Origin of the sequence: Corynebacterium sp. c24Ua_83 (assembly GCF_039907245.1) — a bacterium.
GTDB lineage: Bacteria > Actinomycetota > Actinomycetes > Mycobacteriales > Mycobacteriaceae > Corynebacterium.
In genome coordinates this window covers 40291-54572 of the sequence record NZ_JASBOI010000011.1, presented here as the reverse complement: position 1 = coordinate 54572, position 14282 = coordinate 40291, and the positions used below count along the sequence as shown (strand labels likewise).

At 64.8% G+C, this 14282-nt stretch carries 9 protein-coding genes; 4 read left to right on the top strand and 5 right to left on the bottom strand.

From position 1 onward, the window contains the following. Positions 1-6: 6 nt before the first annotated feature. Positions 7-915: a LysR family transcriptional regulator gene (locus QKE30_RS07835; RefSeq protein ID WP_293818166.1), complete on the bottom strand. Its 909-nt coding sequence runs from the start codon at positions 913-915 to the stop codon at positions 7-9. Positions 916-1087: 172 nt separating this feature from the next. On the opposite strand from QKE30_RS07835, the gene QKE30_RS07830 reads away from it, so the two are divergent. From QKE30_RS07830 to QKE30_RS07815, 4 genes are all read left to right on the top strand, one after another. Next, a complete protein-coding gene (locus QKE30_RS07830; protein WP_239201969.1) occupies positions 1088-2320 on the top strand; it encodes an MFS transporter in 1233 nt (410 codons plus the stop codon). A gap of 160 nt (positions 2321-2480) precedes the next feature. Continuing rightward, positions 2481-3050, top strand: a complete 570-nt coding sequence (locus QKE30_RS07825; protein WP_239201970.1) for a DUF6230 family protein — start codon at positions 2481-2483, stop codon at positions 3048-3050. Beyond that, positions 3037-3663, top strand: coding sequence for a DUF6114 domain-containing protein (locus QKE30_RS07820; protein ID WP_239201971.1), 627 nt, complete (start codon positions 3037-3039; stop codon positions 3661-3663). The genes QKE30_RS07825 and QKE30_RS07820 overlap by 14 nt, the downstream gene beginning before the upstream one ends. Further along, positions 3647-4360, top strand: a complete 714-nt coding sequence (locus QKE30_RS07815) for a hypothetical protein (protein ID WP_239202039.1) — start codon at positions 3647-3649, stop codon at positions 4358-4360. Before QKE30_RS07820 ends, QKE30_RS07815 begins: the two co-directional genes overlap by 17 nt. Before the next feature lie 9 nt (positions 4361-4369). Here QKE30_RS07815 and QKE30_RS07810 read toward each other — a convergent pair whose 3' ends face one another. From QKE30_RS07810 to QKE30_RS07795, 4 genes are all read right to left on the bottom strand, one after another. Continuing rightward, positions 4370-5962, bottom strand: a complete 1593-nt coding sequence (locus QKE30_RS07810; protein WP_239201972.1) for an acyl-CoA carboxylase subunit beta — start codon at positions 5960-5962, stop codon at positions 4370-4372. A gap of 74 nt (positions 5963-6036) precedes the next feature. Then, on the bottom strand, positions 6037-11097 hold the full coding sequence (pks13, locus tag QKE30_RS07805) for a polyketide synthase Pks13 (protein WP_239201974.1): 5061 nt from the start codon (positions 11095-11097) through the stop codon (positions 6037-6039). A 97-nt stretch (positions 11098-11194) separates the two neighbouring features. Then, a complete protein-coding gene (locus QKE30_RS07800; protein WP_239201976.1) occupies positions 11195-13084 on the bottom strand; it encodes a FadD32-like long-chain-fatty-acid--AMP ligase in 1890 nt (629 codons plus the stop codon). Between the two features lie 227 nt (positions 13085-13311). Beyond that, a complete protein-coding gene (locus QKE30_RS07795) occupies positions 13312-14244 on the bottom strand; it encodes a cutinase family protein (protein WP_239201978.1) in 933 nt (310 codons plus the stop codon). Positions 14245-14282: the final 38 nt, after the last annotated feature.

The following is a 14282-nucleotide window of genomic DNA, read 5'->3' as shown; positions in this document are numbered from 1 at the left end:
CGGGCGCTAGCCGAAGCGCAGCCGGCCGTCACGCCGGACCGCCTGGTCCACGACGAACGCGCGGAACGCCTCGGCGGCGGGAGCCGACCGGGCCCGCGCGCTCCAGACCATCCCCAGCTCCCTCTCGCGGTCTTCCTCGAGGGGGAGCATTCTTATGCCTGCGACCACCAGGTTCGGATCCCCCATCGGCAGCAGCGCCACGCCCAGACCGGCGCTTACCAGCCCCGCCATCGTGGTAAGCTCCATCGACTCAAACACCAGGCGCGGCCGGAAACCCGCCGCGGCCGCCAGATCGTCCAGCAGCATCCGCGTTCCGTATCCCGGCAGCATAGCCACAATGGGTTCGTCTTTGGCCTCTGCGATGCTGATGCTTGTGCGTCCTGCCCAACGGTGGTTCGTTGGCACCGCCATCGCCAGCCTCTGGGTGGCCAGCTGCTGCCAACGCACTTCGCCGGCTTCCACCAGCGCATGAGGTTTCGGCCCGACCATCGCCACATCGGATTCTCCGGCGATCACGCGATCCGTCAGTGGACGTGCGGCGCCCTGCACCAACTCGAATCTCACCTGCGGGTGCGCGTTCCTAAACTCCCGCAACAGCTGCGGCACCATCCACGTTCCCAGCGAGTGCATGAAGTCCACGCGCACGGTACCCCGCTCCGGGTCCATCAGCCGGTGTACTTCGTCGACTCCCCGCTGCCATGCCTCGTTAGCCTCGCGGGCGTTCGTGGCGAGCGCGGCTCCGCATTCGTTGAGCGCGAGGTGTCTGCCGTTGCGGTCGAACAGCTCCGTGCCAAGCTCTCTTTCCAGCGCCGATAGCCGTCGGGAGAGAGCAGACTGGCTGATCCCCAGGTGCAGCGATGTATCCACCATGTTTTGTGTTTCGGCTAGGTCCAGGAACCACGTTAGGTCCTTCACGCTGTGTGCCTTTCTTGTTGTTGACGCCCACACCTCAGCATATGCACTTTCCGGGACAGCTAGAACTATTTATTGCATTTAGTGAATTGATACTGGTTGCGTCACACTAGAAACATCAATTGTGAGCTTGGGTCCCTAGAGAGCCACCCGGACACAGGAAGGAGCTTGCTCGGTGACGAACACCCTCGCAGATGCCGCGAACACCGCAGACGCAAAGGACATCCGCCCCCTCACCCCAGAGGATAAGGGCTACAAGATGGCCCTCATCGCCTCCTTGTGTTCGGGCCTAGCTTCGTACAACGCTCTGTACGCCACCCAGGCTGTCCTCCCGGCATTGTCGGAGGACTTCGGCATTTCGCCCTCACTGGCCGCGCTGACCGTCTCCGCCACCACGGGCGGCCTGGCTTTCATGGTCATTCCACTCAGCGTCATTTCGGAGCGCTTCGGCCGGCGCCGCGTAATCCAGGCGTCCGTCCTGGTGGCCACCCTCCTTTCCATCGCTTTGGTCGCCTTACCCTCAATCCAATCGATCATTGCACTGCGCCTTCTGCAGGGCTTCGCCGTGGCGGGTGTCCCGGCCGTGACCATGGCCTTCCTTTCCGAGGAGATCGACCGCAGCTACCTGCCTCGCATCATGGGGTTCTATATTGCGGGCAACTCGCTGGGCGGCCTGATCGGCAGGCTCATCCCGGGCATCGCTCTGGAGTTCACGGACTGGCGCATAGCCACCCTGCTCAGCGCACTCTTCGCGTTCTCGATGGCGCTCGTGACCACTTGGGTGCTACCCAAGCAACGCTTCTTCACCCCGAAGAAGATCACCCTGTCCCACGAGGTGCAGGCCTTCGCCAACCACCTGCGCGACCCGATCCTGCTGAAGCTCTTCCTGTTGCCTTTCCTGCTGATGGGCAGCTTCGTTTCCATGTACAACTACATGACCTTCCGCCTGATTGATACCTTCGGCCTGCCGGAATCCCTGGCCGCGTTGGTTTTCGTCATCTACCTGTCGGGCACGTGGACGTCCACGCGCACGGGCAAGTTGGTGAACCGCTATGGCCAGGCAAAGGTCGTGGTTGCCTGTATCACCATGGCTCTTGCGGGCCTCTTGCTGGCCTTCATCCCGACCGTCCCCACCACGCTGGTGGCGGTGCTGATCTTTACCGCAACCTTCTTCCCCGCTCACTCGATCGCCAGCGCGTGGGTCGGCGAGGTCGCCCAGCAGGATCGCGCCGAAGCCTCCAGCTTGTACATCTTGAGCTACTACCTCGGCTCCTCCCTAATCGGCTGGGTCTCCGGCTATTTCTTCGCCCACGGCTGGGGCTTGTTCATCGGGTGGTTGATGCTGTTGACTCTCATCGCCCTCGTCACCGCCTTCGCCGCCATGCAACGCGATAAGGCCCTTTCTTAATGACGCCCCTAGTTTCAACCCCTGCCCCCTCAGCAGGCTCTTAACACTTGAGCAATTAACTCGTGCGCCCCCGAGTTTGCGAGAAAAATTATTAGAACTATCAGATCTTTTTAGATAAAAAACCTCCCACTTGCCCGTAAGTGTGTTTAAGATCACTCGCATGGGACATACTCGCAAACTACGTTTCGCATCAATCCTCGGCGTGGGATTGCTAGCCACCGCAGGCATGGGCGTCGCAGTCGCCCAGGGTGGTGTGTCGGCGCACCTGGCGCTCTCCGGCACGATCTTCAACATGCACGTCGCCGAGCTGGACGGTAAGGGCTTCGACCTCTTCACCGACGTCGACAAAATGCACAATGGCGACCAGGCGATCTCCCGCCTGCGTATCAAGGATGCCAAGGTGACCGACGTCTGCATGACGGCACCAATCAAGATTCCCGGCGTTGGGGATAGGAAGTTCCAAATGACCGTTCCCGGCCAGAACTTCTCCGCCGAGAACATGCTGATCGGCGCCCGCAAGCTGTCGGGCGACCTGACCCTGACGAACCCGCAGATCGGTATTAATGCGGGCAAGGTCGACAAGGACGCACCGGACGGCGCCTGGGGTCTCGTTGCCGATTCCCTATCCGCTAAGGGGCAGGGCATCGAGGCGACCTCTCTGTCGGCGGACAAGATGACCGCCGGCGGCAGCAAGATCGCGATTGTGGAAAACGACAATGCCGAGTGCTAACCCCGGCACGGATCCCAACACGAACCCAGAGCTCAACCAAACCACCGAGCTGGATCCGAACTACGACCCGGACCTGGATGACAACCTGCAGTCAGACCTAGGGGCAGACGCCGACCAGGGCACTGAAGTACAGGGCGCCGCATATAACGAGTCCGAAGGACAGAACGTTCCCGCGTTTAAGAACACCCGTGGCTTCGGCAACTGGCGCCGTCGTCGTCCATTCGCAGCCGGCCTGTTCATGCTGTTGTCGGGCATCATCATGATCGTCCCGGCATACCTGTCCTTCGAGGTATCGAACATTGTCATCCAGGTGTCCACGATCTCCGGCGTGTCCACGCTGCTGATCGGTGCCTTGCTCATCACCTCGGCACTGATGACGTGGTTCAAGCCGGACACTCGCCTGCTCACGGGCGTGGCCTCCCTGATCCTCGGCATCGTGGCTCTGCCCATGTCGAATATCGGCGGCTTCGTTCTGGGTACCCTGTGCGCCGTTATCGGCGGAGCCCTGGCACTGTCGTGGACGGATGAAGAAAGGGCGCCTAAGGGCGTCAGAAAGAACGGCAAGGGCAAGAATAAAGGCAAGAAGAGGAAGGTAGATGAGCAAGCAGCGTAAACGCGGCAGCTCCAGCGCTGCGAAGGCCGTCGTTGCGGCGGCGTCGATGTGCGGGCTGGTGGCGGCGCTGGCTGTCGAGTCCACGCCGAGCGCCGAGGCTCAGCTGCAGCTTCCGCCTCCGCCGCCGCTGCCGGATTTGCCACCTCCGCCGCCAGCGCCCGAGGTACCAGAGAACTTGCGGATGGATCTCACCCCGCCGGGGCCGATCGAGGGCGAAAAGCCGATCCAGCAGGGGACGTACATCATCAAGGCGGATAACACGCGCCTGCTTGGACACGTGAAGATGTCGCTGATTCAACAGCCCACCCCACAAGGGCCGAAGCCAGCGCTGCGCATCGACGCGAACAGGGCCGTTCTGACGAACCTTTCAGTGCAGTTCCCCACCCCGGGAGCAGGTCCGGAAGGTGGCATCTGGCAGCGGACCGGCCCGGGGCAGACCACCACGCTGACTGGGAACTTCCACATCGTGGTGAGCTCGCTGGAGGTCACGCCGCGCGTGGCCGGGCTGCCGCTGATCCCGCTGCCCATCGACGCAAACATGGCGCCGAAGGAACTGCAGGAAGCCGCTAAGAAGATCGGCCTCGGCACGCCGGACGCGCTCTCCGATCACCTGGAGATGACGAATGGCACGATGCACACCTACTTCGTGAAGGCCGACACTCTGAAGCTGCCCGCGGGAACCAACATCGGCCTCTAGGGCAGCCGACTACATCGGCATGATGGTGTGCTTCTTCGGAGTATCCACCACCTGCTTGTTGCGCAGCTGGCGCATCGCCTGGCGGAGACGGATACGGGTCTGATCCGGGGTGATGACGGAGTCCACATAGCCGCGCTCGGCCGCCACATAGGGGCTGGTCATGTTCGCGTTGTAGAAGTCCATGAACATCTTCTTCGCCGCCGGACGCTGCTCCTCTGGCATGGCAGCCAGGGCCTTGCCCTGCATCATCACCACGGCGGCCTCCGCGCCCATCACGGCGATCTGCGCCGTCGGCCACACCAGGTTGATGTCCGCGCCCAGGTTCTTCGAACCCATTACGGCATAGCCACCGCCAAAGGCTTTACGCACGACCACGGTCACCTTCGGCACCGTCGCCTCCACCGTGGCGAAGCCCAGCTTCGCTCCGCGGTGAATCAGGCCGGCTTTTTCCTGCTCCACGCCGGGCATGTATCCGGGTGTGTCCACGACCCAGACGAGGGGGACGTTGTAGGCGTCACAAATTCGGATAAAGCGCGCGGCCTTATCCGCAGCCTCGGCGTCCAGGCAACCGGCCAGCTCCATCGGCTGGTTGGCCACCACGCCCACCGCATGGCCATCGATGCGGGCGAAGGCGGTGACGACGTTGGAGCCGTAGTCGCCCTGCACCTCCAGCACGTTGTCGTCGTCGAAGATGCGGGTGAGCACCTCCATGATGTCGTAGCCCGCGTTCGGATCGTCCGGGATGATGTCGTTCAGCTCGAAGTCGCGCTCGGTGAGCTCGTCGTTCGGCGCCCAGAACTCCGGGGTCTCATCGAAGGAGCTGGAGGGTAGGAAGTCCAGCAGGTCCTTGACGTAGTTGAAAGCGTCTTCCTCGCTGGTTGCGACGTAGGAGACGTTGCCGTTGCGGGCTTGCTGACGCGCCCCGCCAAGCTCTTCCATCGAAATCTTCTCGCCCGTCACCGATTCGATGACCGCCGGGCCCGTCACGAACATCTGCGTACGGCCTTCGACCGCCACCACAAAGTCGGTGGTCACGGGCGCATACACGGCACCGCCGGCGGACGGGCCGAGCAGGATGGAGATCTGCGGGGATTGGCCGCTCAGCGGCAACTGGCGGCGGGAGATCTCGGAGTACATCGCCAGGGACATCACGGCATCCTGAATGCGGGCGCCGCCGGAATCGTTAATGCCGATGACTGGGCAGCCGATGCGGATGGCCATGTCCATGACCTCGCAGACCTTCTTACCGAAGGTCTCGCCCACCGAGCCGCCGTACACCGTCTTATCGTGGGCGTACACTGCCACGGTACGGCCGCCGACCTGACCATAGCCGGTGACCACACCGTCGCCGTAGGGGGCATCCTCTTCGCCGGGGGTACGACCCAGCGCGCCGATCTCCACGAACGTTCCCTCGTCCAATAGCGCGTCGATGCGCTGGCGGGGCGTGGTGAGGCCGGCCTCATCGCGCCTGGCCTTGGCTTTCTCAGAGCCCGGGTCCTGCGCCTGTTCCAACCTCCGGTGCAGCTCCGCCAGCTTCTCAGCGGTAGCGCCGGTGGCTTCGGTGCCGTTGGCGGCGGTTGCTCCCTCATCGGCAGCAGTCACAGTGAAAGTCCCTTCGTTTTCGACAAACCCCTTCTACTAAGGGGCTATCTATTTAGTCGCCATTCGTGTTTCAGCTAAGCGCCGTCCGCAATGTGCTTGGCAATTACACGTCCCACTTTAGAGATCTCTGGCTCGTCCACAATAGCCAGGTGGTCGCCGCACAGCTGGACGATTTCCAGGTCCTCGACAATCACACCCCAACCACCGTCCGGAGCCACCTCGGCATAGGCTGGTTCCAGCTCGATCGCGCCGTCGTGCATCCGCTCCGCGCGGAACAGCGTGACCGGCGCCTTCACGTCCGCCCATGCACGGAAGTCCAGGGATTCCAGGATGCGGTTATCCACGAAGCTGGCGCGCTGGTGCTCCAGCACGCCCGCGGGCAGTCCCATTCCCTTGGCCTCCGGGGAGGTCAGGAACTGCTGGAACATCTGCATCATCACGCCCTCGCCCTGCTGTTCCAGCAGCTCGTGCGGAACCTCAAGTGGCAGGCCGTAGGTCTTCTGCGCGAAAGCCGCGTAGCGGTCCCAACGCGCGTGCATTTCTTCCTTCGTATCCGGGGCGGGGTTCTTCGGCTGCACGGTGTCTAGCAGCACGATGCGCTCGACCTCCGCGCTCGTCTCGCCCGCTGCGGCACGCTTGCCCAGCTGGTGGGCGACTTCGTACGCCAGGGCGCCACCGAAGCTCCAGCCTCCCAGCAGGACTGGACGACCGTCGGCCAGCTCAACAATCTCATCCAGGTAGGCTGCCGCGCGGTCCGCCAGCTCGCCTTCCAGGCGCTCCACACCGTAGACCGGAACGTCGTCCGGCAGGCGGCGCATCAGCGGTGCGTACACCACCGAGGACCCGCCGGCTGGGTGGAACAGGAACACCGCAGGCTGGGTGCTGCCCTCTGGGCGCGCTCGCAGTACGCGGATGTTGCCTTCCACTTCGCTTTCGAGGCTGCTGCGCACCTTCTCGCTCAACGGCTCGAGGGTTTCAGCGGCCAGCACATCGTCGGTGCTGACCTCCGCCCCGGAGCGTTCGGTCAGGCGCTCCGCAATGCCCCGAGCTTGTTCTTCGTCGATGCTCGGCAGCTGGCTCGTCACACCCTGGGCGGCCTTGCCGGTGACCTTTGCCCAGGTGGCGAACACCAGGCGCTCGCTCGCGTCGCGTGGTGCCACGCCGCCGCCGGTCGCGGTGTAGTCGGTCGCTGCGCCGTCTTCTGCGCTACCGCCTTGTTTAGTGACGCCACCTTCTCCCCCGGCAGCGACCTCAACACTGTCGGCAGCATCGGCGCCAGCAGTGTCCGCAACGCCGGGAGTGCTTGCGTGACGCTCTGCAATCATCTGCTCCACGAGTGCGATTACGTCGTCCACGGAGCCATCGCGGAGTGCCTGAACCTGCAGCGGTGGCAGGTCGAAGTCGTACTCCACGCGGTTCTTGATGCGCATGCCCATCAGGGAATCCAGGCCCAAGTCGATCAGCGGCAACTCGCCCGGCAGGTCCTCGATGTCGTAGCCCATGGATTCGGAGACGATGGCGCGCAGGCGGTCCCCGGCGGACTCGCCGGAGTTCGGATCCCAGCGGTCAGCGGACTCGTCTACCTCGGGCAGCGCGTTGCCCGCGCTCTCCTTTGTGGAAGCGTCAGCGGCGGAGGCGTTCGGCGCCTCGCTGGCCTTCGCGGAGGCAGATGCCGAGGCGGCGTCAGTACCCACAGCACCCAGGGCCCCAACCGCGCCGCCGAGAGTAGCGACGAATGCCTCCGCGACCAGCGGCATCGACTGCGCACCGGGCGCGTCGGCGGCATAAACGGACAGGGACCAGCCGCCGAGGGAACCGGCGGCGATGGTCGTCAGCTGCCCCGCCGTCGGCAGCGGGGAGTGCTCGCGGGTGGCGGCCACAGTAGCGCCGTCGGCCAGCACCTCCGCCGCAGCTTCGGCCAGCAGCTCGATGCTCGGCACATCTTCGGCCGGCACGCTGAAGACAACGCGGCCGTCGGGCAGATCCACGCGGGTGCCCGGAAGATCCACAGCAGGACCGGAAGACGGGCGGGCGCTCGTCCAGTGGCGCTGCAGGTTCCACTGTGTGCCCGGCACCTTCGGCAGGGTGGCGCGCTGGCCACCGGCCAGGGCCTTCAGATCCAGGTCCGCGCCCTGCACGTACAGCTCCGCGAGGGTGGACAGCAGGGTCTGGGAGACCGGCTCCTTGCGCTTGAGCAGGAACATCAGCTTGGAATCGCTGGCGTTGTGCGCGAAGGAGTTATTCATCAGCGGCATCAAGGCCACCGGGTTCGGGGAGAACTCGATGAAGGTGCGGTAGCCATCGTCGAACTGCTTGCCCGTCGCCTCGGAGAACCAGACGGGCTGGCGGGTGCAGCGCAGGAAGTACTCAGCATCGTGGACAACCTCGCCCGGCTGGTACACGCGACCACGGTCCACGGTGGAATACAGCGGGGTGTGAATCGGCTGTGGATCCAGGTCGCTGATCTCGTAGTGCAGCTCGCCCAGGATCGGATCCAGCATCGAGGTGTGCCCCGCGCCCTTAACCTTCAGCAGGCGGGCGAACTTGCCCTCGCCCTCCAGGTATTCCACCAGCTTCTGCACGGGCTCGGCCGGGCCGCCGACGGTCGTCATGCCCGGCGCGGCGTACACGGCGGGCTCCACCTGGGCGTATTCCGGGTGCTCGGAGGTGAAGGTGGCGAGCTCCTCCACACCGAACTCCACCACGGCCATGGCGCCCTGCTTGTCTTCTGGCAGCAGGCGCTCCCCCTCGCCCATCAGGCGGGCGCGGTGGCAGGCGGTGCGCACGGCCTCCTCGGCGGTGATACCACCCACGGCATAGGCCGCCGCGATCTCGCCCATCGACTGACCGACAACAGCAGCGGGCTTAGCTCCCAGCGCGCGCATGAGGTCGTTCAGTGCAATCTGCACACAGGTGATACCCACCTGGGCACGCTCCGTGTCGTAGTTCTGCTCGTCGTCCAGCACCATCTCGACGAAGGACCAGCCGGATTCCGCCAGCACGACCTGGTCCAGTTCGTCCAGGCGGACGGCGAAGAACCCGGAGAGCTCGTAAAGGTCCTTGGCCATTTTGCGGTGCTGGGAGCCGAAGCCGGAGAAGACCCACACCGGGCCATTGGCCGAAGGCGAGTCGGCGGTCTTCACCGTTGCGCCCTGCTTGCCAGCGGCGATGCGTTGCAGCCCGGCGATGGCTTCGTCGAAAGTAGCGGCGGAAACCACGCCACGGGAACGGCCGTGGTTGTGGCCAGCCAACGCGAGGGCTACACCGCGTAGCTGGTCGGCCTCATCGCCTGCCTTGGTGAAAGATTCCTTGTTCTGCTCCAGGTATGCGGCCAGCGCTTCCGCGGCCTGACGGCGGCGGGAAGGCAGCAGTCCGCTGACGGGCAGCAGCACGCGCGGGGCCTCGCCCGCGGAGTCCTCGCGGTCCAGACCGATGGGGGCTGCGGAATTTGCGCCGACCGCCCCAACGCCCGCCGCGGCCTCTTCTTCCGGGTTCGGCGCCGCGATCACCACGTGGGCATTCGTGCCGCCGAAGCCGAAGCCGGACACTCCGGCGATGGCGCGCCCGGAGTACTCGGGCCACTCGCGTGGATCCTCCACGACTTCCAGGTGCTCGCGGTCGAAATCGATGTACGGGTTCGGGCCGGTGTAGTTCAGGCTCGGCGGCAGCACGCCCTCGCGCATCGCAAGCACGACCTTCATCACGCCCGCGACACCCGCGGCAGCCTCTGTGTGGCCGAAGTTCGTCTTCGCGCTGCCCAGCAGCAGAGGCTCGGCCACATCGCGTTGGCGGCCCAGGACGGTCCCCAGGGCGGTGGCCTCGATCGGGTCGCCCAGGATGGTGCCGGTGCCGTGCGCCTCCACGTAGTCCACGGCCTGCGGATCAATCCGCGCGTCAGCGTAAGCGCTGCGCAGCACGTCCACCTGCGCATCCGGGTTCGGGGCGGTCAGGCCATTGGAGCGGCCGTCGGAGTTCACAGCCGAACCCTTGATCACGGCGAGCACGTTGTCGCCATCGCGGCGCGCATCCTCCAGGCGCTTCAGCACAACCACGCCCGCGCCGTCGGAACGCACGATGCCGTCGGCATCGTCGCTGAAGGCACGGATGCCGCCCGTCAGGCTAAGCACGCCGAGTTCGGAGAACGCCACCGTTGCAAAGGGGCTGCATAGGAGGTTGACGCCACCCGCCACAGCGACCTCAGAATCACCATCGCGCAGGGAGCGCACCGCCTGGTGAATTGCCACCAGCGACGAAGAGCAGGCCGTATCCATCGCCACGGACGGGCCACGGAAGTCGAAGGCATAGGACACGCGGTTGGCGATGATGGAGCTGGAGTTACCCGTCAGCGCGTAGGGGTGTGCCTCCGCCGGGTCGGCGGAGATCAACATGCCGTAGTCGTTGTTGGTGTTGCCCATAAACACGCCGACGGGCTTGCCGCGCAGCTGATTGGCGGGAATGTGCGCATCCTCCAGCGCCTCCCACGTCAGCTGCAGAATGATGCGCTGCTGCGGGTCCATGTTCGCAGCCTCCAGCGGGGAGAGCCCGAAGAACTCCGCGTCGAAGGAGGCGATGTCCTCGATGTAACCGCCTGTTAGCTGGGCCTGCTCCATGCGGCGGGTCATCTCCGGGTCGCGGGAGTATTCCGACCAGCGGCCCGCGGGCAGCTCGCCCACGCCGGAGCGGTAGTTGGAGAACAGCTCCCACATCTCGTCCGCACTGTCTGCCCCGGGGTAGCGCCCCGCCATGCCAACCACAGCGATGTCGCGCTGGCCCAGTGGAAGCGGGCCAGCTGCGCTGGCAGCCGCGCCGGCGGAGGCGGTGGCGTCACTACCAAAAACAGCGCCGGAACCACGGCCCTGCATCAGGTGATCGGCCAGGGCGGCAATGGTGTTGAACTCGTAGGCAATCGTCGCGTCGAGGGTCGTGCCAAGCAGGCGCTCCAGGTCGCCGGAAAGGACCACGACGTCGCGGGAAGACAGGCCGAAGTCCTGCATCGAGCGCTCGTCGGAGATCTCCGCGGCATCCAAACCGGTGGTGTTCGCCACCCAGGTGCGTAACCACTCCCGCATCTGCTGAATCGTGGCGGGGCGGGATTGCTGGTCAGCTGTGGGGGCGCCCTGCTGGTTGTCTGCCATGGAAGGTAGCGTTTCCTTTCGTGCCGGGATGCCTTAGGGAAGGCGTGAGTGAGTCACCGTAGCGCTATATTTTAACGCGCCGAGGTCGCTTTATGGATTAAGCGCCCAGCGTGCCCTCCAGATACGCCTTCGCAGCCACGCGACGGGCGATCTTGTTGGCGGAGGAACGCGGCAGGGTGCCCGGCGCGATGATGCGCACATCGGAAGGCTGCACACCGTGGGTGGCAGTGACGGCCGCGCGCATGGCCTCGATCGCCTCCGCGTCCCCGGCCTCGCTGGCGTCCGGATCGCGCTCTGCGACGATGACGAGCCCCTCGACGGACTCGCCGTCGGCAGCACCGCTTGCGGAACCGCCGGCCTCCACGGCGAAGGCGGCGATGACGGCCGGAGCGGTCTGCTCGGTGGCCTCGTCGGCGGTGGCCTCGAGGTCCTGCGGGTAGTGGTTACGACCAGCGACGATGATGAGGTCTTTCAGGCGGCCGGTAATGAACAGGTGGCCATCCACGATGACGGCCAGGTCGCCGGTGCGCATCCAGTTATCCTCGGGAGCGTCGCCCGCGCGGCTGTCGGAATCCAGGCGGTTGGCAGCCGGCAGGGAGTTGCGGAACGTTTCCTGAGTCTCCTCCGGGCGGTTCAGGTAGCCCGCGGCCATGTTGTCGCCGTGGACCCAGATCTCGCCGACGTTGCCGTCGGTCAGTTCCTTGCCGGTCTCCGGGTCGATAATCGCGATGGTCTGCGGCTCGCACACCTGACCCAGGGAGACCAGGGAGAGACTGTCTGCGTCGTCCGCGCTGCCTTCCACGGCGGTGCCGTCGGACAGCTCCTCGCGCTTGAACCACTTCGTCAGCGGACGCTCGTCGGTCTGCGGGGTGGTGACGATTAGCGTGGCCTCGGCCAGGCCGTAGGACGGGCGCATGGCTTCCTTCTTGAAGCCGTAGGGCTCGAAGGTATCCAGGAACTTCTGCACGGAGCTGTGGTGGACCGGCTCGGAACCGTTGATGATGCCGTCGACGGCAGATAGGTCCAGTTCAGCCAGCTCCGCGACCTTCGCCGGGTCGGCGTAACGCACGGCCAGCTCCAGGGCGAAGTTAGGCACGACGGTGTAGACGTTCTCTTCCTCGCTCTTGCGGTTCAGCTGGCGGGCCCAGCGGGTCGGATCCTGGATGAAGTCGCGCGGGGACATCAGGTCGAAGGGCAGGCCCAGGATAATCACGAAGGCGGACAGGATCACGCCCATGTCATGGTGCAGCGGCAGCCAGGTGCTCAGGCGCAGTGGAGTCTGCAGATTCGCTGCCTTGAAGATCTGCAGCACGTTGGTGACGATCGACTTGTGGGTGAGCACCACACCCGCTGGGGTGCGGGTGGAGCCGGAGGTGTACTGCAGGAACGCCTCCTCGCTGGACTTCGGCGCCAGCGAAGGATCCGCCATGATGGCGGCCATGGGGTTCTGCCAGTCGTCGGCCAGCGCATCCGGCAGCGCGTCCACCGTCAGCACGCGGGGGCGCTCGGTGGTGGGAGTAGAGGCGAAGTGCTTGCGCACGGCCGTGGCGGAGCGCTTGTTCGTCAGCACAACCGTCGGCTCGGAGGAGCCCAGCACGGCGGTCAGGTGGCCGGTGTGGCCCGGCTCGTTCGGGTCATACAGCGGAACGGGCACCATGCGGGCGTACATCGCGCCCAGGAAGGCGTACATGTACTCCGGGGAGTTATTAGCCAGGATGGCCACGCGGTCGCCGGGCTTGGCGACCTGCTGCAGGCGGACGCACACGGCCTTGATGCGGGTGTTTACCTGCGCGCGGGTGATCTCGTGTACCGTGCCCTCGCGGGAGTCGCTGAAGTCCCAGTGGCGGATCAGCACGTTATCTACCGTGCCCTCCATTTGCGCCATGGTGTAAAGCATTTCGCACATGCCGGAAAGGGTGAGCTGGTCGGGGACGTTGATGTCGCCCTGCTCGTCGTAAAACTGGCCCATTGCTGCAGTGATGTCCACGCGGGTCTCCTCTACTTATCCACTCGGTTCAAACGGTATCGGGTTAGCTACCTAGCTCCAGCGCCATAACTCTAACGCCATAAACATTTAGTTTCACTTGTGAAACACATCGTACCGGGGTGCTCCGCTGTTACCCGGCAATTTCGCATTCCCGTGTGCCGTGTGCCCCCACCGCTCGAGCACACGGCCACAATAACCTCAACATGAGCCCGCCGAAGCGGCTGCAGCTACTGCACGCGCTCGTTAATCAGATCCCGCGCCCATCCAACGATGTACTCCGGGACGGTCTGGCCTTCCACGACCTTCCCGTTTGTCGCATACTCCGCATGCACAGCGTTAGCGGCCACCAGGTCCTTGGCTCGCACAAGAGCGTTGCCCAGATCCGCTGGGGCGTCACAAATAAGATCCGCAGGGGCGCAGTAGTTGTTCACCCGATCGTTCAGTTCGCCGAATCCATCCGGGCGCGGTCCGCGCATCGTAGCGCCCGGCACGATCGTCTGGATCAGCCCGCTCACCGGGTTTAGCGCGATTTCCGCGCCGGTGCCGCGGATGCCCTGCGCACCAACGAGCTTGCCCTTGTCCAGTTCCTGCCTACCGTCAGCGATCAGCGATACTCCCAGCACCCGGTCGGCGGGCACGGGGCCGCGCCCATTGCCGATCTCTCCCGCCAGGTCGCCGGTAATCACTGCGCCCTGGCTAAAGCCGGTCAGGATGAAGGACGTTGCTGGGCACTTCTCGTGCGTCGCCCGCAGCTCCTCCTTCATCCGCTCGAAGCCCTGGTTGCGGGAGTCGTCATAGCTCATCTCGTGCTTCGCGTTCATGTTGCGGAACTGCGCGGTGTACGGCAGGGTCCACACCTTCACCTTGTCCGGGGAGAACTCGTCAGCCAGCGGGCGGGTGACGTTCAGCAGCAGCGAGTTAGGGTTCGCGTGCGGCGCCAACGGATCGTCGTCGGCCTTGGATTCCCAGGTGCCCGGCGCGGCCAGCACCTCCACGTCCACACATCCGGGCGGATTCTGCGCCTCCGGGGCGGGCGGAGAGGTCGGCTTACCCGGCCCCGGGCCATCAACATCGTCGCCGGTGAGCAGCCAATTGCCCACGCCCACCACAATGAGCGCGAGCAGGACCAGCACTGCCAGGATGGTCAAAACCTTCTTCATAGCTTCTTTCTAGACCTTCCTCTAGGGGTTCTAGAGCT

Bases quoted from the DNA above. Each gene is read 5' to 3' on its own strand.
- QKE30_RS07825 (WP_239201970.1), top strand. From the start codon at position 2,481: ATGGGACATACTCGCAAACTACGTTTCGCATCAATCCTCGGCGTGGGA.
- QKE30_RS07820 (WP_239201971.1), top strand. From the start codon at position 3,037: ATGCCGAGTGCTAACCCCGGCACGGATCCCAACACGAACCCAGAGCTC.
- QKE30_RS07815 (WP_239202039.1), top strand. From the start codon at position 3,647: ATGAGCAAGCAGCGTAAACGCGGCAGCTCCAGCGCTGCGAAGGCCGTC.
- pks13 (WP_239201974.1), bottom strand. From the start codon at position 11,097: ATGGCAGACAACCAGCAGGGCGCCCCCACAGCTGACCAGCAATCCCGC.
- QKE30_RS07795 (WP_239201978.1), bottom strand. From the start codon at position 14,244: ATGAAGAAGGTTTTGACCATCCTGGCAGTGCTGGTCCTGCTCGCGCTC.